Annotated in this window: 16 protein-coding genes and 2 tRNA genes; 10 read left to right on the forward strand and 8 right to left on the reverse strand. The window is 43.6% G+C overall.

Annotation, left to right across the window (positions count from 1 at the left end; genetic code table 11):
• Window positions 1–279: IS30 family transposase (locus tag EI161_RS08430; protein ID WP_192529416.1), on the forward strand; the 279-nt coding region annotated here is incomplete at its 5' end.
• A 210-nt stretch (window positions 280–489) separates the two neighbouring features.
• On the opposite strand, the gene tnpA is transcribed toward EI161_RS08430, so the two are convergent.
• Window positions 490–888, reverse strand: a complete 399-nt coding sequence (gene tnpA, locus EI161_RS08435; protein ID WP_192523375.1) for an IS200/IS605 family transposase — start codon at window positions 886–888, stop codon at window positions 490–492.
• A gap of 74 nt (window positions 889–962) precedes the next feature.
• Between tnpA and EI161_RS08440 the strand changes: the two genes are divergently transcribed.
• The 4 genes from EI161_RS08440 (at window position 963) to ruvB (ending at window position 5,637) form a co-directional block, all read left to right on the forward strand.
• Entirely contained in the window at window positions 963–2,270 is a 1,308-nt protein-coding gene (locus tag EI161_RS08440) for an RNA-guided endonuclease InsQ/TnpB family protein (RefSeq protein ID WP_192520979.1), read from the forward strand.
• Between the two features lie 331 nt (window positions 2,271–2,601).
• Window positions 2,602–3,639, forward strand: a complete 1,038-nt coding sequence (fba, locus tag EI161_RS08445) for a class II fructose-bisphosphate aldolase (protein ID WP_192523376.1) — start codon at window positions 2,602–2,604, stop codon at window positions 3,637–3,639.
• Window positions 3,640–3,724: 85 nt separating this feature from the next.
• On the forward strand, window positions 3,725–4,345 hold the full coding sequence (gene ruvA, locus EI161_RS08450; RefSeq protein WP_192523377.1) for a Holliday junction branch migration protein RuvA: 621 nt from the start codon (window positions 3,725–3,727) through the stop codon (window positions 4,343–4,345).
• Between the two features lie 311 nt (window positions 4,346–4,656).
• Window positions 4,657–5,637 carry a Holliday junction branch migration DNA helicase RuvB gene (gene ruvB / locus EI161_RS08455; RefSeq protein WP_225735300.1) on the forward strand — a complete coding sequence of 327 codons (981 nt, stop codon included), beginning with the start codon at window positions 4,657–4,659 and terminating at the stop codon, window positions 5,635–5,637.
• A 204-nt stretch (window positions 5,638–5,841) separates the two neighbouring features.
• Here the strand turns inward: ruvB and EI161_RS08460 are convergent, their stop codons facing one another.
• The 5 genes from EI161_RS08460 to EI161_RS08480 all read right to left on the reverse strand — a co-directional run bounded on the left by EI161_RS08460 (window position 5,842) and on the right by EI161_RS08480 (window position 11,871).
• Window positions 5,842–7,260 carry an FAD-binding oxidoreductase gene (locus EI161_RS08460; RefSeq protein ID WP_192529417.1) on the reverse strand — a complete coding sequence of 473 codons (1,419 nt, stop codon included), beginning with the start codon at window positions 7,258–7,260 and terminating at the stop codon, window positions 5,842–5,844.
• Between the two features lie 48 nt (window positions 7,261–7,308).
• Window positions 7,309–8,970: an ABC1 kinase family protein gene (locus EI161_RS08465; RefSeq protein WP_192529418.1), complete on the reverse strand. Its 1,662-nt coding sequence runs from the start codon at window positions 8,968–8,970 to the stop codon at window positions 7,309–7,311.
• A 132-nt stretch (window positions 8,971–9,102) separates the two neighbouring features.
• Complete coding sequence (locus EI161_RS08470; RefSeq protein ID WP_192529419.1) at window positions 9,103–9,807, reverse strand: SCP2 domain-containing protein; 705 nt, start codon at window positions 9,805–9,807, stop codon at window positions 9,103–9,105.
• A 135-nt stretch (window positions 9,808–9,942) separates the two neighbouring features.
• Window positions 9,943–10,812: a bifunctional demethylmenaquinone methyltransferase/2-methoxy-6-polyprenyl-1,4-benzoquinol methylase UbiE gene (gene ubiE, locus EI161_RS08475; RefSeq protein ID WP_192529422.1), complete on the reverse strand. Its 870-nt coding sequence runs from the start codon at window positions 10,810–10,812 to the stop codon at window positions 9,943–9,945.
• Window positions 10,813–11,160: 348 nt separating this feature from the next.
• On the reverse strand, window positions 11,161–11,871 hold the full coding sequence (locus tag EI161_RS08480) for an FFLEELY motif protein (RefSeq protein WP_192523382.1): 711 nt from the start codon (window positions 11,869–11,871) through the stop codon (window positions 11,161–11,163).
• 253 nt (window positions 11,872–12,124) lie between these two features.
• Here EI161_RS08480 and EI161_RS08485 point away from each other — a divergent pair, with 253 nt between their 5' ends.
• Window positions 12,125–13,798 (forward strand): ATPase, encoded by a 1,674-nt coding sequence (locus tag EI161_RS08485; RefSeq protein ID WP_192529420.1) that lies wholly within the window; start codon window positions 12,125–12,127, stop codon window positions 13,796–13,798.
• Window positions 13,799–14,454: 656 nt separating this feature from the next.
• On the forward strand, window positions 14,455–16,062 hold the full coding sequence (locus EI161_RS08490) for an inorganic phosphate transporter (protein WP_192523384.1): 1,608 nt from the start codon (window positions 14,455–14,457) through the stop codon (window positions 16,060–16,062).
• Window positions 16,063–16,160: 98 nt separating this feature from the next.
• On the opposite strand, the gene EI161_RS08495 is transcribed toward EI161_RS08490, so the two are convergent.
• On the reverse strand, window positions 16,161–17,807 hold the full coding sequence (locus EI161_RS08495) for an aminotransferase class I/II-fold pyridoxal phosphate-dependent enzyme (RefSeq protein ID WP_192523385.1): 1,647 nt from the start codon (window positions 17,805–17,807) through the stop codon (window positions 16,161–16,163).
• Between the two features lie 454 nt (window positions 17,808–18,261).
• Between EI161_RS08495 and msrB the strand changes: the two genes are divergently transcribed.
• The 3 genes from msrB (at window position 18,262) to EI161_RS08510 (ending at window position 19,253) form a co-directional block, all read left to right on the forward strand.
• Entirely contained in the window at window positions 18,262–18,687 is a 426-nt protein-coding gene (msrB, locus tag EI161_RS08500; protein ID WP_192523386.1) for a peptide-methionine (R)-S-oxide reductase MsrB, read from the forward strand.
• A 360-nt stretch (window positions 18,688–19,047) separates the two neighbouring features.
• Window positions 19,048–19,123 (forward strand) — tRNA-Val (locus EI161_RS08505).
• A 53-nt stretch (window positions 19,124–19,176) separates the two neighbouring features.
• Window positions 19,177–19,253: transfer RNA gene (locus EI161_RS08510), tRNA-Asp, on the forward strand.
• Window positions 19,254–19,662: 409 nt separating this feature from the next.
• On the opposite strand, the gene EI161_RS08515 is transcribed toward EI161_RS08510, so the two are convergent.
• Window positions 19,663–20,313: siderophore-interacting protein (locus tag EI161_RS08515; protein ID WP_192529421.1), on the reverse strand; the 651-nt coding region annotated here is incomplete at its 5' end.

Raw genomic sequence — 20,313 nt, forward strand, 5'->3', positions numbered from 1 at the left:
AAGACCATTACCTCTGACAATGGTAAAGAGTTTGCTCAGCATAAGAAGGTGAAACGAAAGCTCTTTACTTCCTTCTTCTTTGCCGATGCTTATGCGTCATGGCAGCGAGGAACCAACGAGAATACTAACGGCTTAATCAGAGAGTTCTTGCCTAAGGGTTGTGACTTTAGACAAGTCTCTGATAATGATATACAGGACATTGAGAATAAACTAAACAACAGACCAAGAAAACGCTTAGGGTTTAAAACGCCCAATCAGGTGTTCTATAATATAATTTAGCGTTGCACTTGGTGTGTTAATCTAAGCTTTAAAAACGCTACGATACTGCTGGTATAGTTTTTTTGTAGCCTCTGTCTGCGTAGGCACAGCAAGCAAGAAAAAACGGTACCTGCAGTAGGTGATGTATCGATTTTACTTTTCACTGACTATCAAAAAAGCGAAAGAGGACTCCACCCGACATTAGGGTGGAGGTGAATTTCGCATCACTAGCTAACCTCGCTGGTTCTGAATATATTGTTTAATAATATCTAATGGCGCACCGCCACAAGAGCTTGAAAAGTAGGAGCGTGACCAAAGCACAGGTTTAGAATAAGCTGCTCTTAAATCAATAAAATCACCCCTCATTCGTCTACTGGTGACTGACTTCAAGTTATTAACCAGTTTGCTTAATTGCACTGTTGGTGGGTACTGGATAAGCATGTGAATATGATCCGCTTCACCGTTACATTCTTTTAACTCAGCATCAAAACTCTTGCACACCTCAGCAGCACACTCACTGAAATATTCATGATGTAGCTCACCTAAGACCTTTTTTCGGTACTTGGTAATAAAAACCAAATGAACGTGGAGGTTAAAGGCGGCATGACGGTTTTTGTATATCTCACTCATTGTAATAAAAACTCTTAAGTGCTAGTATTATAAGTATATTACTAAATGCACACTCATTAATAAAGAAGGCATTTATGAAAATCAACAAAGCGTATAAATTTAGGCTTGAGCCTAATACGGAGCAGGAGATTGTTTTAAATAATCTTGTCGGCTCTGCACGTTTTGTTTGGAATCAAATGCTAGCGATCTCATTTGAAATGTTTGCTAAAGATGAGTTTATCAATGCCACCAACCTTGTTAATAAAATCATGGGTCTAAAGAGCAACCCTGATTTTGCATTCTTAAAAAGCAGCTCAAACGCGGTGTCTTTACAACAAAAAGTACGTGATCTGGCATCGGCTTGGTCGCGTTTCTTTGATCCTAAAGTACATGCCAGATTAAAAGAAAATAAAAAGAAACCTCGCAAACCCAAGTTCTTTAAACTGGCTGACGGCACAGAAATCCAGCTACGCCCGTTGATGCCAAGATTTAAGCGCAAATCAGATGGGCGCGACTCAATTCGCTTGGTTCAGTTTGATAAATACTGCCGTGTTGAGGGCAACCGAGTAAAACTGCCTAATGGCATTGGCCTGGTGAAGTTTAGGAAGTCGCAAGACATTATTGGTACAATTAAAAATGTCACCATCGGCAAGAAATCGGGGCACTGGTACGTGTCGTTTGGCACAGAGCGCGAACTGGCTGAGAACCCTCGCCACTCCTCTAAAAGCGCCATTGGCTTAGATATGGGTATCAGCAAACTACTCACCACCTCAGACGGTCAGTACATCAAACCTAAGAACAGCTTTAAAGCCAATCAAGTAAAACTGGCTAAATTACAGCGTCAATTAAGCAGGAAGGTTCTGTTTAGCCAAAACTGGAAAAAGCAGAACCGCAAGATTCAAAAGCTACACCATCATATCGCTAACATTCGCCATGACTACTTGCATAAAACCACCACCAGTATCAGCAAAAACCACGCCATGATTGCTTGTGAGGATTTAAAAGTCGCCAATATGTCGAAATCAGCCAGTGGTACGGTGGAGAATAAAGGTCGTAATGTCAAAGCCAAGTCAGGATTGAATAAATCAATCTTAGATCAAGGTTGGGGCATGATGGTCAATATGCTTGAGTACAAGCAGCAATGGCGCGGCGGCTTACTGATTAAAGTAAATCCACGATACACTAGCCAAACTTGCTCTAGGTGCCAGCATATCGCTAAGGAAAACAGACAAACTCAGTCTAAATTCGAGTGCGTCAAATGCAGGTATGTTGCGAACGCTGATTTTAATGCGGCTCGTAATATATTAGCGGCAGGACATGCCGTATTGTCTGCGGAGGGAGGATGCAGTAAAGGTCGCCCGTTGAAACAGAAAACAAGTGACCCTCGTGAGAAGGTCGCCTAAGAGCATTTGCTTTTAGAATCCCCCACTTGAGCTTTGCGAAAGTGGTGGGAGTATGTCAAATAGAATGAGTCAGAAACTCATTCTGTCGGTTTTAAAGTGAATCAACTATATGTGATATATATGAATAGGTAGGTAAAAAGATAAGCAACAAATAGTCGGCCAACTGCTACGAAGACAGAGCAATCTTTGTTATAATCACCGCGTGATAACTCCCCCTAAAGTGATTTACTATTTTGCTAAGTGATAGCGACAGTTAGGGTGGTTATTACAATCTGCTGTTTTCAAAAGCTGTTTTTAAAATACTATTCAAAATTTAATCAGAGAGCGTTTTATGGCCTTAATATCCTTACGTCAACTTCTAGATCACGCCGCTGAGCACAACTATGGTGTTCCTGCCTTTAACGTCAACAACTTAGAGCAGATGCGTGCAATCATGATGGCAGCGGATGCGTGTGACTCACCTGTCATCGTTCAAGCCAGTGCTGGCGCACGTAAATATGCTGGGTCAGCATTTTTGCGTCATCTGATTATTGCTGCTATCGAAGAGTGGCCACATATTCCAGTAGTGATGCATCAAGATCATGGCATGTCACCAGCTATTTGCCAGCGCTCAATCCAGCTTGGCTTTTCATCGGTAATGATGGATGGCTCGCTTGGTGAAGATGGTAAAACACCAATGGATTATGATTATAATGCCAGCGTTACTCGCGAAGTCGTTAAGTTGGCTCATGCGTGCGGCGTTTCAGTCGAAGGTGAGATTGGTTGTTTGGGTAGCCTTGAGACTGGCATGGCAGGCGAAGAAGACGGCTCTGGCGCAGAAGGCGTATTGGATCACGAACAATTATTAACCAGTGCTGACGAAGCTGAACAGTTTGTGAAAGACACCAACGTTGATGCGTTAGCGATTGCTATTGGTACCAGTCATGGTGCTTATAAGTTTACCCGTCCACCGACAGGCGATATTTTATCCATTGAGCGGGTAAAAGAGATTCATGCGCGTATTCCGAATACCCATCTGGTGATGCATGGCTCATCATCAGTGCCACAAGAATGGTTAAAAGTCATTAATGAAAATGGTGGCGATATTGGTGAGACTTATGGTGTGCCTGTTGAACAAATCGTCGAAGCGATTAAACATGGCGTCCGCAAAGTAAATATCGATACCGATTTACGCTTGGCATCAACTGGGGCTATCCGTGAGTTCCTCGCAAAAAATCCAAGTGAGTTTGATCCACGTAAATACTTTAAAGCGTCTATGGTTGCGATGTCAGATATCTGCACCAATCGTTTTGAAGCGTTTGGCTCTGCGGGTCAAGCACATAAGATTCGCCCAATCAGCCTTGAAGGTATGGTCGATTTTTATCAGTAAGCTTGACCGTTAAAAGATAGCATTCAATAACGAAATGGTTGCTCCGCTCATTTTTTATCATGGCTCTAATAACAGGTAGTGGATTATGATTGGATTGATTACTGGACAGGTGCAGTATTTGATGGCACCGACTGCTTGTATTATGACCACCTCTGGTGTTGGCTATGATATTGAGCTGCCATTGCCTTCGTTTTGCCAGTTACAGCTTAATGAGCAGACAAGTATTTGGACGCATTTTCATGTGCGTGAAGATGCGCAGCTGCTTTATGGCTTTATCGATCGTAAAGAGCGCGATGTCTTTCGTCAGTTGATTAAAATCAATGGCGTTGGGGCAAAAATGGCATTAGCAATGCTTTCTGCAATGTCAGCGGCTGAGCTTAAAATGCATGTCGAGCAAGAGTCAGAAACGGCGTTGACCCGTATCCCAGGTATCGGCAAAAAGACGGCTCAGCGTTTATTGATTGAGCTAAAAGATAAGCTGAAAAATATCGAAGTTGATGACAGTAATCTAGAGTTTGCTATTCAGCCTGTGGCAGTTTCTGCTGAAGGTAGTATTGTTGCTGAGGTCGAAGGCGCGTTGATTAGCTTGGGCTACAAAGAACGAGAAGCTCAGCAAGCCATAAAAGCTGCCAAAAGTAACGGTGATACCTTTGCCGATACGCAAAGTTTATTAAAGGCTACATTACAGCAGTTATCTGGATTTTAAGTCTTTTGGGCTCTATTACTATTGATACCGGTATAAGTCTAAATTAAGCAAATAAGCGACAGTCATTGTCGCTTATTTTCGTTTTAGGCTGTGCTTTATTTAATAGCTGCTTTATGATGTTGTGCATGACTTATGCGTAACGTTTGGTTATGCTATTCATAGCAATCCCAAACAATGTGGTTAGCTGTGTCAAGCTTGCTTAGTCTACTAAATGTAGTATTTGCACTCGCTTTCCTAGCTATTAAAAGCTTCTCAAATTTTTGAAAATGGTATGATTACTTCACTCTTTTAAGATAATGATAAAACCTATGATGCAAGATCGTTTGATTAATCCGCTGGAAGGGACAAGTGATGCGCCTGATGCCAATATTCGACCAGCATTATTAGCTGAATATATTGGTCAGCCAGTGGTACGTGAGCAGATGGAAGTGTTTATTGGTGCTGCCAGAGGTCGTAGTGAGGCGTTAGATCATACGCTTATCTTTGGTCCGCCAGGCTTAGGTAAAACGACGCTGGCCAATATTATTGCTCGTGAAATGGGTGGCAATCTGCGCTCAACCTCGGGACCTGTACTTGAGCGACCAGGTGATTTGGCAGCGATGCTGACCAACTTGGAAGAGGGTGATATTTTATTTATCGATGAAATCCATCGCTTGAGCTCCGTCATTGAAGAAATACTTTATCCCGCGATGGAAGATTTTCAGCTGGATATTATGATTGGTGAAGGTCCAGCAGCACGCTCTATTAAACTTGATTTGCCACCGTTTACCTTAGTGGCAGCGACCACACGAGCAGGGTTATTGACCTCGCCATTGCGTGATCGTTTTGGTATCGTTCAGCGGCTGGAGTTTTATAATATTGCTGATTTAACAACGATTGTCAGTCGTGCTGCCCGCTTGATGCGTGTGCCGATGACCGACGATGGTGCCGTGGAGATTGCTCGCCGTGCTCGTGGTACGCCAAGGATTGCCAACCGTCTATTACGCCGTGTACGTGATTATGCTGAAGTAAGGGGCGACGGTAGTATCAACGGCGCGATTGCCGGTAGCGCGCTCGATATGCTGGCAGTTGATAGGCGCGGTCTGGATCATTTGGACCGACGTTATATTGAAATATTGCACGAGCGTTTTGATGGTGGCCCTGCTGGCGTTGAGGCAGTAGCGGCAGCGATGGCCGAGGATCGCGGTACACTTGAAGATGTGATTGAGCCGTACTTGATTCAACAAGGTTATGTATTGCGTACCGCTCGCGGTCGCGTATTGACTCAAATGGCGATTGATCAAATGTTATAGTTAATTCACTATAAAAGAGTTACAGCGTTAACCTCGCTTGAAGTATAATATATACATCTACGCTTGGTTGCCTTGTACCGCTTTCACATTGAATCAACTATATAATATTAAACCTAAACTATTAAAAAAAAGCGCCTACCTTTAATTGAGAGATTAAAGGCAGGCGCTTTTTTTACTTCAGTGTTAAGATAAATGGCTTTACGACTAATGAGTAGGTAAAGCTTCAGGCCATATTTTCCCTGGATTTAAAATATTTTTGGGATCAAGGGCGGATTTAATGGCTTGCATCAGCACTAAAGCATTACCGTGCTCTTGCTGCATATATTTTTGTTTGCCTTGTCCGATGCCGTGTTCACCCGTACACGTACCATCCATCTCAATTGCACGCGTAGCTAGTCGGCTGATAATACCGTCAGCGGTGGCGACTTCTTCTGGATTATTAGTATCCACTAACAGTAAAACATGAAAATTACCATCACCAACGTGGCCGACGATAGGTCCAATCATCCCAGATGCTTCGATATCTTTTGCTGTTGCGCTAACACATTCTGCTAAACGTGAAATGGGTACACAGGCATCGGTGGATAAGGCAATGGCCTCGGGTCGTAGGGCAGAGCTGGCGTGATAAGCGTTATGCCGTGCTTGCCAAAGCCGTTTACGTTCGGCTTCATTGGTATCCCAAGCGAAATCGCGACCACCGAACTCTTCGATGATATCGGTAAATATTTGCGCTTGTTCAGCGACGCTGGCATCTGTGCCATGAAACTCTACAAATAGCGTTGGGGTCTCAGTCAAATCAAGGTTAGCATATTGATTACAGGCTTTGATTTGCACCGCATCGAGTAACTCAATTCGAGCAATTGGTAAACACATTTGAATGGTCAGCATGACTGCCTGACAAGCGTCTTCGATGCTAGAAAAGTGACAAATACCGCTGCCAATACATTCGCTAATACCGAATAATTTAAGCGTGACTTCGGTGACGATACCAAGTGTCCCTTCTGAACCTATCATTAATCTGGTCAAATCATAACCAGCAGCGGATTTTTTAGCCCGTGTACCCGTTCGAACGATATCTCCGCTGGCAGTGACTACCTCAAGTGCTAGCACCACATCTTTCATGGTACCGTAACGTACGGCGTTGGTTCCTGAAGCACGAGTGGCGACCATACCGCCGATACTGGCATTGGCACCTGGGTCTATGGGGAAAAACAATCCAGTATCACGCAGATAATGATTTAGCTGCTCACGTGTGACCCCAGGTTGTACCGTCACCGTTAGGTCTTCATTGTTGACCTGCAGTATCGAATCCATGGCATGCATATCGATACACAGTCCGCCATAAGGCGCATTTAATTGACCTTCTAAAGACGAGCCAATACCGAAGGCAATCACTGGCATTTGATATTCATTACAAATAGCAACGGCAGCAGCAACCTCGTGCTTATCTTGTACCGTCAATACGGCGTCAGGTGGTTGGTTGGCGAGCCAAGTCATGGTATGACCATGTTGCTCGCGCACCGTTAGGTTGGTGGTGAGCTGTTTACCAAAACGGCCTTGTAAAGCTGCAATGGCATCACTGTGGTCTTTTTTAGTGGCAGTAGATAGGTGAGAGGTAGACATAGAGAATTCCTAAAGTCTTTTAAAAAAGCAGATAAAAATTGATAAGTATTACGCTAAAATGCGCCAAACTACCGCCAAAATCGCTAATAGATAAAAGACCGGTGATAGCCAGCCAATGATTTGTGTGGCAATCGCAATAAAGATGACAAAGCCAGCAAGTGCCACCCAATCACGGCGACGGTCGTTGAGCATATCAGCACGAATTTGTTGTATTTCACGTAATTGACTGTCTTGACGCGACCCTTGTGAGGCAAGGCTTTGTAGGCCTTGATCTAGCAGTTTGGGGATGTCAGTGGTAGATAATAAAATTTCTGGTAGCTGTTGGCGTAGCTGTTGTAAATTACGCATTGGATCCAGCTGCTCTTTAATCCAACTGCTTAAAATCGGCTTGGCGAGTGACCAAATATCGAGATCAGGATACAAATCCCGACCGAGACCCTCTACGTGCACTAAGGTCTTTAGCAGCAGCATTAACTGCGGCGGGATACTCATGTGATGGCGGCGGGCAATATCTAAGATTTGCATCAAAACACCAGCAAAATCGATATCATTAATGGATTTTTTTAACATAGGGCCAACGGTGCGTTTCATATCGCGCATCAACGCATGCTTGTCGGCATTTGGTGGTATCCAACCGGCGCGGCTGACAATATCTACCATCGCGGTAAAATTATTATTCATCACTGCCAACAACATCCGCGCGACGGTGAGCTGGTCGTCCTTTGATAAGGTACCCATGATGGCGCAGTCAAGCCCAATATAGCGCGGCTCATGACCCAAATCAGTTGGTGCGATATTTGTCGTTAGTGTCTTAACTGGCGGCGTCTCTACAAAGACGTTGCCTGGATGCATGTCAGCATGAAAGAAATTATCGCGAAATACTTGGGTGAAAAATATCGTCAAGCCTTTTTCTGCTAGGGCGGCACGGTCGTAACCCAGCTGATCAAACATTTCAACTTGTGAGATAGGCACGCCTTGAATACGCTCCATGACCATCACATTTTTGGACGAATCATAGACTTCAGGTACATACATCAATGCTGAACCCAAGAAGTTATTGCGCATCTGCGTGGTGTTGTCAGCCTCTAAGGTTAAATCCAGCTCGTTGAGCATGACTTGCCTGTAGTCTTCGACTATGTCGATGATATGTACGGCACGAGCGGCTTCGATACGAGCAGATGCCCAAGTAGCTAATTCACGTAGCAGTTCAAAATCGGCAACAATAGTGGTGCGAATATCAGGGCGAACGACTTTTACCACCACTTCACGGCCATCATGCAGGGCGGCAGTGTGCACTTGAGCAATAGAGGCCGCTGCTAATGGCTTAACGTCAAAGCGAGCAAATAGAATTTCGATAGATTGACCAAGTCCATACTTAGGGTCTTGAATTTGGGTGATCGCAACATTAGAATCAAAAGATTTGACCTTGTCTTGTAACTGAACCAATTGCTCTATAATCTCAGGCGGCACTAAGTCGCGACGCGTTGAGAGCAGTTGTCCAAGTTTTAAAAACAGCGTACCCATATCTTCGAGTGCATACTTTATGGCATTTGGCTGGTGTTTTTTACCCCAAGCTGCTGGATGCAGACGGATAATGCGCGCCAAAGGTTGCAGCTGCGGTGCTTCTTCAATAGAGAGGTGAGTATCAAGTCGATAGCTTGCGGCGATACGCCAAAGTTCAAATAAACGAGCACGATGGGATAATAGCATAAGGTATAAGTACTCTAGAAAACGTCAGAAATAAGGTAGGTGCTATGTTGCTCTGTATGCTTATCTTTAGGTAATGCCGACAAAAAACAGCGTTTAACCGTCGTCAATCAAACAAGCAATCAGTGAGATAAGCTACTGATGGAACGAGTTGCTGAGAAACTGAGCCTGTTCTTCTTTGATGGCTACCAATTTGGCTTCTTCACGCTCTACATCCGCACGCAGCTTTAATAGTTGCTGCTTGAGGTCGTTTACTTCTGCTGCCTCGATAGGATCGGGGACACTATTGCCTGCGACATCGTTGGCCCAATCACTGACATCATCAAAGGCGCGCTTGGCACTATGACGCCAACTGCCTTTAAGCTGTGATATGAGCAGATGCAGCTGGCTGGCCATCGGCTTACCGATAAACGGCTCAAGCTGTCCTGCTACATCAGGATCAAAACCTGCGACCAATTGTTTAAGCTGCATCAGCACTTTATAGTCGCCAGCGATAGGTAAATTACCTTCAGCACCGCGCATCAGATTAAGCAACTGCGCGGGATTGTCTACGGTAATGGTGCAATCAGGGCGACTGTGGCCAAGACGCGCGCGCGCCATACTGGCTGTTTGGCGCTCATCCATGCTGCCACTTGGCTCAAACACACTTTCGGTCGTCACTGGCTCAAAACGCAGCCGCTCATCAGTAAACAATACATCCAAATTTACTTCGGGCATACCCATCTTGAGTCGCAGCACTTTACCCGCAAGCGGTGCCAGACCAGCTTTGGTAATCTCATCGCTAGTAATAGCGACATTAATCAGCTTTTCGGCACCCGCCAATAGTAAGACAGTCAGCATAAGGCTCTCGCATATTTAGTTGGGCGCCTTAAAAAAGCGCATCGTTTATTAGGATTAGTTGCTCAGTAGTCATAGCTGGATCAGACGCTAGGACTTAAGAGTATTCGCCATTTTTATCGTTAGGATTTTTTATGGCTATGCTTTAAAGCCGCGATGCACAGCAACGATACCAGCAGTCAAGTTATGATAATCACAATTCTCAAAACCTGCCTGTTGCATCATTTGCTTGAGCGTTTGCTGATTGGGGTGCATGCGAATCGATTCGGCCAAATATTGATAGCTTTCAGAATCATTGGCAATTAGCTTGCCCATGATCGGTAAGGCGGTAAATGAGTATAAATCATAAGCTTTGGATAATGGCTCAAATACGGGTTTTGAGAATTCCAAAATCAATAAGCGACCACCTGGCTTTAACACGCGATACATGGATTTTAAGGCCGCATCTTTGTCCGTGACGTTGCGCAGACCGAAGCTAATGGTGATTAAGTCAAAGCTTTCATCGTCAAATGGCGCGAGTGTCTCAGCATTGGCCAGTACAAAGTCGACGTTGTTACAGCCAGCATTGATGAGGCGTTCGCGACCCACTTCTAGCATCGCGGCATTGATGTCTGATAACACCACGTGACCGTTTCTACCGACTTCACGACTGAATACTTTGGCCAAGTCTCCTGTACCGCCAGCGATATCAAGTACATGCTGACCGGCACGCACACCCGATAAGCTAATCGCATAGCGTTTCCATAGGCGATGGATACCAAACGACATCAAGTCATTCATAATGTCATATTTTTTGGCAACAGAGGTGAAAACGTCAGCCACGCGCGCTTGTTTCTCCGCTTTATTGACTGTCTTATAACCAAAATGGGTTTCTTCAGCACCGTCAGTATCGGTCGTGTGCGGGTTATTAATATCATCACGCTGGTTAAAAAGCGTTTGTTTTATTTTTTCTACCTTGGTTTTTGCTGCGGTGTGGTTTGAAGTATCGTTTGTATGGTTATCTGGCATAGTGGTTTGTTGGCCTTGTGGCGTTCCAGTAGGTAGGTCGTGGACTTGGGTAAATTCATTGGCATTAGCATTGGCACTGTCATTGACGTTTGGATTTTGGCGAGCTTGTGCCTGGGCAGTGATGTTTTGGTTATGGGTGATGCTGTCTTGAACCAGTTTGTCTTGTAAATGACCGTTGGAGGTGGTGTTACCGATGGCAGTATTATCAGCATCGTTAATGGATTTTTGATCAGCTTGGTTATGATTGTTATTTGAGTTATCAGTCATCGTCGTGTCCTATTATTGGTTTTTATGATGGTCTGTTTAAGCAATATAAGTGGCTAGTAGCCACTTATATTATTAAGCCTATCATACACCAAACGCTGCTGGCTTACCGCCATTATCCGTGGCATGAACCTCATCAATAATTTGCATTTCGCGCTCACAAAATGGTTCAATAAAGCTGCTCACACTCTTGAGTGGCTTCATGGCTTTAAAACCTGAATCAATAAAATCGTAAAGTGGCTGAAAGTTATGGCGATAAGCGGTGCCCTTCGCTAGTGAAAAGGCTTTTTTTAGCATAAACGAGTTAAGATCCTTATCGGTACGATAACAGACCTCTTTAAGGTTGTTGATTTGGACTCGGCGTTCATCCGCTTCATCGACAGCGCGATAGGCGGCGAGCATATTGTCTTCATTAACAGGCAGGTCTTGAGCAAGCAACCACTGCGCCAAATGTAAATCTAGCTCAACCGCTAAAATGGCCGCTTGAATACCCATGCTACCCGCTTCTAAAGAAGACTCTTTGGCAAGGCGTTCAAGTTTTTTGGCTTTCGGAAGGATACGCCCTAATTGCTCTGCCAATACTTTAAATTCATCACCACCATATAGTTGTGTCAGAAAGTAATCGGCCATTGGCTTGTTTTTTGGTTGTTCAAATAGTGTGCTATGCGTCTGTTTGATACGTGCTTGTTGCCATGATTGAACCTCTTTGAGCTTAGTGTTTAATGCGGCATCGTCATGATGTGGCAGCGCCCAAAAACGATTTAAGTGCTGTTGTAAATTGGTTAAAGCAGACATGGCAGGCAATCCTATAAAAGTAAAGATGACAATCAAATTGGTCATAAAAAGGTTTAAGTAATGCGAGATTCTTATATCTATGAGTATCTATTAAAAATGCGCGCAAAATTGTGCTTACCTTAAAAGAAAATAAAGCAGAATACAAATGTCAAACTGTTACATAGCAGCGTTATTTACTGAATTGGTCAAATGCTATGATTAAACGGGCAAGCTTTCAATTATGCCTGCTTTCAATTATGGAAGGATTCCAGTTATGAGCAAAAAGAATAATACGGCTGCGCCCGCAACACCACAAACGGTCAGTGCACAATTTAGTGCAGAGGTGGCTCGCGAGCGCTTAATCCCCAATCCTCTCAGTCAGTTTTCTATGGATAAGGATGCGCTTAGGTTGGCATTGGTTACGGCCCAATACGCCCTACGGGCCACGCGGCAACAAACACCATCTACCCTTAATAGACCCACAGGGTTATTGGTGCTGGTCAATGGTATGGAACAAGCAGGCAAAGGGACAGCTGTTAAGCAATTGCGGCAATGGGTCGACCCGCGGCTGCTTAAGGTTGAGGCCACCATTGGCTATTGTCCATTAGCGTATCAACCGATTTGGCAGGCGCATACCGAGGCGATGCCGCGGCACGGTGATGTGATGGTGTATTTTGGTAATTGGTATGCTGATTTGCTCTATAACATCATGCGTATGGCAGCATCAGACAGCGACAATGATAAGCAACTAAAGAATCAACAGTCAAAAGATAAGAAGTTTGTCAACGAGAAAGCGCTACCAATTGCGAAATGGCAAGATTATTTGCAGCAGCAACTTATTAAGTTACAAGCATTCGAGCAAGACTTAGTCGCCAATCAAACTAGGTTGCTAAAATGTTGGTTCCATGTCGATGTCGACACACTGCAAGCGCGACTAAATGATGATGAGTCAGATCCTGATTTTTTGTATCAAATCGACTGGAATAGTACAAAGATTATTGCTCAGTTTAACGAGGTGGCAGCGGCATTGTTACGGCAGCAGGATGATTGGATTATCATAGATGGTGAAGATAAATCACAAGCCGCCGATCATTTCTGCCATGAAGTACTGCATGCAATGCAAACCGCGCTGGCAAGTAGTAATAAAAATACTAACGAAGCAGATTCTGCTGAGCAGTTCAGTCAAGCGTGCGAAACAGAAAAATTTCAACCTGTAGAACTGCCTAAGCGCTTAAAAGATATTGATGATTCAGAGGTGGATAAGTCTGACTACCATGAAGCATTGGCAGACAAGCAAGCTCGTCTTGCCGAATTGCTGCGCGCACGCCAAGGTCGTCATATCGTTTTTGCATTTGAGGGCATGGATGCGGCAGGCAAAGGCGGTGCGATTAAGCGGTTGGTTGCGCCACTCGATCCGCGTGAATATCAAGTCTATAACATCGGTGCACCGATGTTGTATGAACTAGAGCATCCGTATCTATGGCGCTTTTGGACCAAACTTCCCAACGAGCAAACAGACCGTATCAGTCGCATTGCCATCTTTGACCGTACTTGGTATGGACGGGTATTGGTTGAGCGTGTCGAAGGCTTAGCCACTGATAACGAATGGCAGCGTGCTTATGATGAAATTAATCGCTTTGAGGCAGACTTGGTAGCGGCAGGAACGATAGTCATCAAATACTGGCTGGCCATCGATAAAAAAGAGCAGCTTAAGCGTTTTGAAGCGCGTGAAGATACCCCGCATAAGCAATTCAAACTGACCGATGACGACTGGCGCAATCGTGATAGATGGTCTGAGTACGTCCAATCTGCAGCCGATATGCTGGCACGTACCGATAGCGAAAATACCCCATGGTGCGTCATTGCGACCGATGAAAAGCGCCAAGCACGTCTGGATGTTTTAGATCATGCTATCAAACAATTATCAGCAGCACTTTCCGATAACTAAGGACTTATGAGCTACGGTAGGGTTTGTGACGCATAATAAGCGTTAATAGGCATGTATTTTAAGCCTGAATAATGTTTAAAACACAACAATGTTTCACTAAATTAACAGGTTGTCTAAAACATAAATTTATAGTTACAAATCTCGCAATATCATCATGCATTATGCGTCTATATTTAATATAATAGGCGCGTAATCGCTTCTGCTCTGCGAGAAAATCGCATAGCAAATAGAGTGTGTTGTCTCACTAATTGACGGTTCTTGTCACGTGATACGCTTATCTTAACAACTATGACAAAGATGATTACAATACCAGCTACCAGTACCAGTATTATTACTATGATATATCTAAGCCGCAAGATGCTGTAATCAGACGATTTGGCAATACTACTTGCGGCTTTGTAATATGTTGAGTGATGTATTTTTTGCCTTATCTATTACCCCTAAGTAAAATAAAATGCGAATAAGTAGGGGTGAGCTTTAGAGTAATGCATCAAAATAGTACGAAAAAATCTTGTTTCTTAACGTTATTTAGTTGGTATATTGCGTATTCTAAGACGCTATCCTAATAGCAGATGCTACCATCCGCATTATCAATAGCCGCGCAATATCATTAACCACATATAATTTCAATCAGTTTACGCAGGACGTATCGACGTATGGGTATTAGCAGCAGTTCTACAGAGTCAACCAAATCAGTCGGCTCTATGAGAATAAATCTATTTTTTGCCATTTTACTGATTGCGATGACCGCCTACTTTTTATGGTGGGGTCTAGATTACACCATGCACCAGCAGACAATGCTATTTATTGTGGCAACTGCTTTTGGTGTCTTTATGGCATTCAATATCGGTGGTAACGATGTCGCTAACTCCTTTGGTACCTCGGTGGGTGCAGGGACGTTGACTATCCCGCAGGCGTTAGGTATCGCCGCGATATTTGAAGTGTCAGGTGCCGTGCTGGCAGGCGGCGAGGTGACCGATACCATTCGTAGCGGTATCGTCGACTTAGATGGTTTAGCAGTCAGCCCCAATCAGTTTATTTATGTCATGCTCTCAGCGCTTATCGCTGCTGCATTTTGGCTATTATTTGCCACCAAAAAAGGTTTGCCTGTATCGACTACTCATGCCATTATCGGCGGCGTGGTTGGTAGCTCCATTGTATTGGGTATCACGTTAGGTGGTACCGAAATGGCGCTATCGACCGTGAATTGGGGGACGATTGGGACGATTGCCATCTCTTGGGTGCTATCTCCTTTACTAGGTGGCGTTTTATCCTATCTATTATATGGACAAATTAAGAAAAATATCATTGAATATAATGATAAAACAGAAGCACATATTGCCACGCTTAAAGGTAACAAAAAAACTCTCAAAAATAATCATAAAGAATATCTAAGCAGTCTGACAGAATCAGAACAGCTAGCGTATACCTCAGCGATGTTGCGTGATCAAGAAATTTATAAAGATGATGATTGCGTCGTTGAGGACTTAGAGACTGATTATTACAAAGAGCTTTATGAGATTGAGAACGAGCGCAGCAATCTGGATACTCTAAAAGCCCTTAAGAAATGGGTGCCTATGATTGCGGCTGCAGGTGGTGCAGTAATGGCCTCTTTGGTCATTTTTAAAGGTCTGAAGAACGTCAATAATGGTATGACGACGCTGCAAGGCTTCTTAATCATGGGTATGATATCGGCGCTGGTGTGGCTTGCGACCTTTATCTATACCAAAAGTATTCGCGGCAAGCATAAGGAAGATTTGACCAAAGCGACTTTTATTATGTTTAGCTGGATGCAAGTCTTTACCGCATCGGCCTTTGCCTTTAGTCATGGCTCTAATGATATCGCCAACGCTGTTGGTCCATTTGCCGCGATTATGGATGTAATTCGTACCAACAGTATTGCGACCGAAGCTGCGGTACCACCTGCTGTCATGCTGACTTTCGGTGTGGCACTTATCGTTGGTCTGTGGTTTATCGGCAAAGAAGTCATTCAGACCGTCGGCACCAATTTGGCAAAAATGCACCCTGCTTCTGGCTTCTCAGCTGAACTGGCGGCTGCCGCTGTGGTTATGGGGGCGTCTACTATGGGTCTGCCCGTATCGAGTACGCATACATTAGTTGGTGCGGTATTGGGCATCGGTATCGTCAATAGAGACACCAACTGGGCGCTGATGAAGCCTATCGGCTTGGCATGGATTATTACCCTCCCTGCGGCGGCCTCAATGTCTGCAATCAGTTATCTCGTGTTGAGTAACGTCTTTTAAGTCTCGCAATCTAAATGATGACACATCCTGATTTTTAACCATAAAAAACGCTTATCGACATCATGCCGATAAGCGTTTTTTTTATAACCAGTCAATCTTTAATCGGTACCAAATTGCTTGCGCTTTTTAGCAAAGAAGCGATCTAAGCGATCCATAGCTTCTTCTAAGTCGTGTAGGTTAGGCAAAAATACCAAGCGGAAATGATCAGGTTTATCCCAGTTAAATCCTGAACCTTGAACCATTAAGACATTTTCTTCTATCAATAAATCCATCATAAACTGCATGTCGTCTTCGACAGGGTAAATCTCGGGATCCATCTTTGGAAAGCAGTAAAATGCGCCTTGTGGCATGGTGCAAGAGATACCTTTAATAGCATTAAGGCGGGATACCGCCAACTCGCGCTGTTTGTATAAACGACCTTTTTGGGAGGTCAAATCTTTCATGCTTTGATAGCCGCCCATCGCCGTTTGAATGGCATATTGTCCCTGCACGTTTGAACATAAACGCATAGAGGCCAGCATGTTTAAGCCTTCGATAAAGTCAGTGGCGTGTTGTTTACGACCTGATACCATCATCCAACCTGCACGAAAGCCTGCGATACGATGTGATTTTGACAAACCATTGTATGATAGAACCAGTACTTCATCGGTTAAAGTGCTCATTGGAGTATGTTGCATATCATCATAGAGGATACGGTCATAAATCTCATCGGCCATGATAATCAAATCATGCTCTTTTGCGACTTGAATGATTTGTAATAGTACTTCATCGCTATATAGGGCACCCGTTGGGTTATTGGGATTAATAACCACGATACCTTTAGTTTTACTGGTAATTTTAGATTTGATATCTTCGATATCAGGATGCCAGTTGTCTTCTTCATTACAGCGATAATGTACCGCTGTACCGCCTGCTAGGTTGGCCGCTGCTGTCCAAAGTGGGTAGTCTGGCATGGGTACAAGGACTTCGTCGCCATCATTCATTAGGGCTTGCATGGTCATAACAATCAGCTCAGAGACGCCATTACCTAGATAGACATCACGGACGTCAACGGCTGATAAGAGTCCTTTTGATTGGTAATATTGTAGAACCGCTTTACGCGCTGAAAAAATACCTTGAGAATCTGAATAGCCAGTCGCTTCAGGTAAATTCATCGCCACATCACGTAAAATCTCATGCGGTGCTTCTAGACCAAAAGGCGCAGGGTTGCCAATGTTTAGCTTTAAGATGCGCTTGCCTTCGGCTTCCATTTTATTGGCAGTCTGAAGAAGAGGGCCGCGAATATCGTAGCAGACGTTTTGTAGTTTATCGGATTTTTTTATTGTATTCATAGAGTGATCACTCATCGGATTGTTTGGTGAATTTATTTGAGGAGTAGAGGAGGTTGTGGTTGTTCGTTGAGTTGATAATGGGGCGTCGCTATCCGCTTGTGCAGCTGGAACGCCATCTTCTTTGGCATTGTCTGACTGTATAGCATTATCTGAACCGACCTCTTTATCGGTGTCATTTTGAAGCTCACCACGTAATAGGTAACCTTCGCTACAGCCTAAAATGCGTGCTAGGGTCGGTAGTTTTGATGAAACAATACCATTGGTCCCACGCTCCCAGTTAGAGATTGCGCCGCGGCTGACCTTTGCACCAGCAGACGTCATCGCTTGAGCCAATTGCTCTGCCGTCATTCCTTTGTCACGGCGTAGCTGTACCAGTCGTTCAGCTTGTGTGCTTTTATTTGTGCTATTGCTCATAATTATCCAAGCCTTTTTATTTAATTAGTTTGTAATAGGCGAAGTGCTTAACTTTTTTAATAACTGCATATGCAAGATATTATTGCATATACATTCGCAATGCAAGTTATTTCTAAAATAAGTTTTTTGTTAATGCAAGTTTATCTTGCATTCTACTAAGGTTGTTTTTATTGTTCTAAGCTCTCGCCTTATATAACACTGTCTATAAAGGGTTATAATGAATTAGCTATATAAGTTTTTGCTATATTATTATAATTATTTAATTTTAATACTTAGGGCGGTTACTCGGTACTGTGTACATTCTTGTAATGTTTGGCTTGAATAGTTAGTACTTAATCGATATATAAAGTTTATCGTTTTTGCAAAAAACTGGACGATAAAGCCCTAATGGGAGGCTATATAAAAGATAGCAGTCCACACAGCAGATTAGATAATCATTTAATAAGGATAATTTATGCAAGACAATCAACTGAACAAAGAAGAAATCAGTCAACTGACCGATACTGATTGGAAAGAGCGTCTGAGCGCTGACGAGTATCATGTGATGCGTGAAAAGGGCACAGAACGTCCATTCACGGGTGTTTATAATGATGTTGATGACAAAGGTATCTATCGCTGCAAAGGCTGCGGTGCTAAGTTATTCGATGCTGATAGCAAGTTTGATGCAGGTTGTGGCTGGCCAAGTTTCGATCAGGGCATCGATAATAGTGCCATCGATGAGCATGTAGATGATTCGCTAGGTATGCGCCGTACCGAAGTCACTTGTAGCAACTGCGATGCGCATTTAGGCCATGTATTCCCCGATGGACCACGTGAGACCACAGGCATGCGCTATTGCATCAACTCAGTGTCTATCGATTTGGATAAATCTGAGAAGTAATTTGGGCAAATAGTAGAGCATATGTTAGTGTATAGGAAGAAAAGAGTAGGGGGCGCCTGTCGTTTCCCTGCCGGCTTTTATTATTGATTAATGCCAAGCCTTTAATCAATAATAAAGGGTAATTGGTTAAGCATTATGTATCAACAACGAAACTTGACGCTGTTAAAACAGACATTTAATAAGTGGTAGTGGGTTATTAAAGTACTAATAGTAAAAAATATCGGTTTTTTATAAAAAAACAAAGCCAGTAAAAACATATACTTGTGATTATATTTGTTGAAAGTATATAAAATAGTTTAAAAAGTAGCAAATACTGTTTGACAGCCATGTGTAAATGTATATAATACACACCCACAGCAAGGGTGATTAGCTCAGTTGGTAGAGCGTCTGCCTTACACGCAGAATGTCGGCGGTTCGAATCCGTCATCACCCACCACTCTTTTAGCGAGTGCACCTTTTTATAGAGGTAAAATGCTAAAGACGACCTAAGCAGCGGTAGTTCAGTTGGTTAGAATACCGGCCTGTCACGCCGGGGGTCGCGGGTTCGAGTCCCGTCCGCTGCGCCATATTTAAAACGAATTTAAGCTCTCGAGTTTAAGCAAGTTTCGCCTCAAGTATTCATTTACTTGAGGTTTTTTTGTGTCTGAGTTTTCTTTTAGAGCTTTTGTCTATAAGGGCTTGGCGCCTTCTCTCGATTGGTCTTTACGAAATGGTCTACTCTTTAACAATGCATAAATGATAATTTTTTATGCATGCATTCTCCCTTTTGGAAATCGGTGACCAAGTGCTCAGTGACCAAACGGTGACCATTTTGTGACCAAGGTTGTTAAAGTTTGATGACGTTAATAAAGTAATCGTCGTCTAGGATATTATAATCTGGCCTGCGAATGAGTTGATGACCACGTCAGAACCTTAACACTAATAGCCCTCAAATCATTGTTAATACAACTCGGATTTTTGAAGGTGAATAGCATATTATTCTAGGTTTTGTGCATCTTCCTGCTTCTCAATTTTATGCTGATCTTCTGTACGCTCTACTTTCCAGTAGCTAGATATATATAAATGCGTTTTAGCTATGGACCGGTTGAATTTAAAATAGTCACGCAGTACACGCATACTATGGAATTCACAAGCAGCCCAAACAGCAGGTTGCCCTTCAAGCCAAGTAATGGTTTTAACATGCTCAAGTAAAGGGCTGCTTGCGGAGTTTGGAGTAGGATTTATAACCCAGTAAATGTCAACGTTCTTAGGTTTTTTAAGATTTTGTCGATCTGCCTCGCTGCTGATCTCAAGGATGGCATAGCCGCGTGCATCGTCAGGTAATTGTGCAAGATTGACAGCAATCGCAGGTAGTGCAGTCATGTCACCTATTAATAAAAACCAATCTGCATCACGGTTGATGAGCTTTTTTGGTCCTGGTCCGCCGACCAATATTTGCTCACCCACTTGGGCGTTACGTGCCCACATTGAAGCAGGGCCTTCAGCGTCGTGCAAGGCAAAATCGATATCTATTTCACCCTCACGTTGACCACTTATAGTATAGGTGCGCATTAGTGGTCGAGTCCCATGGCCTTGAGGAAATATGAGTTTAATATAAGCGCTTTCTTGATCTGCCGGAAAATCAGT

The sequence above is a fragment of the Psychrobacter sp. FME5 genome (assembly GCF_014861375.1).
Classification (GTDB): Bacteria; Pseudomonadota; Gammaproteobacteria; order Pseudomonadales; family Moraxellaceae; genus Psychrobacter.

Excerpts from the sequence above, each read along its gene's own strand:
- ruvB (WP_225735300.1), top strand. The coding sequence starts at position 4,657 with ATGCAAGATCGTTTGATTAATCCGCTGGAAGGGACAAGTGATGCGCCT.
- EI161_RS08465 (WP_192529418.1), bottom strand. The coding sequence starts at position 8,970 with ATGCTATTATCCCATCGTGCTCGTTTATTTGAACTTTGGCGTATCGCC.
- msrB (WP_192523386.1), top strand. The coding sequence starts at position 18,262 with ATGCAAGACAATCAACTGAACAAAGAAGAAATCAGTCAACTGACCGAT.
- EI161_RS08485 (WP_192529420.1), top strand. The coding sequence starts at position 12,125 with ATGAGCAAAAAGAATAATACGGCTGCGCCCGCAACACCACAAACGGTC.
- ubiE (WP_192529422.1), bottom strand. The coding sequence starts at position 10,812 with ATGCCAGATAACCATACAAACGATACTTCAAACCACACCGCAGCAAAA.
- EI161_RS08460 (WP_192529417.1), bottom strand. The coding sequence starts at position 7,260 with ATGTCTACCTCTCACCTATCTACTGCCACTAAAAAAGACCACAGTGAT.
- tnpA (WP_192523375.1), bottom strand. The coding sequence starts at position 888 with ATGAGTGAGATATACAAAAACCGTCATGCCGCCTTTAACCTCCACGTT.
- ruvA (WP_192523377.1), top strand. The coding sequence starts at position 3,725 with ATGATTGGATTGATTACTGGACAGGTGCAGTATTTGATGGCACCGACT.
- EI161_RS08480 (WP_192523382.1), bottom strand. The coding sequence starts at position 11,871 with ATGTCTGCTTTAACCAATTTACAACAGCACTTAAATCGTTTTTGGGCG.
- fba (WP_192523376.1), top strand. The coding sequence starts at position 2,602 with ATGGCCTTAATATCCTTACGTCAACTTCTAGATCACGCCGCTGAGCAC.
- EI161_RS08495 (WP_192523385.1), bottom strand. The coding sequence starts at position 17,807 with ATGAGCAATAGCACAAATAAAAGCACACAAGCTGAACGACTGGTACAG.
- EI161_RS08470 (WP_192529419.1), bottom strand. The coding sequence starts at position 9,807 with ATGCTGACTGTCTTACTATTGGCGGGTGCCGAAAAGCTGATTAATGTC.
- EI161_RS08490 (WP_192523384.1), top strand. The coding sequence starts at position 14,455 with ATGGGTATTAGCAGCAGTTCTACAGAGTCAACCAAATCAGTCGGCTCT.
- EI161_RS08440 (WP_192520979.1), top strand. The coding sequence starts at position 963 with ATGAAAATCAACAAAGCGTATAAATTTAGGCTTGAGCCTAATACGGAG.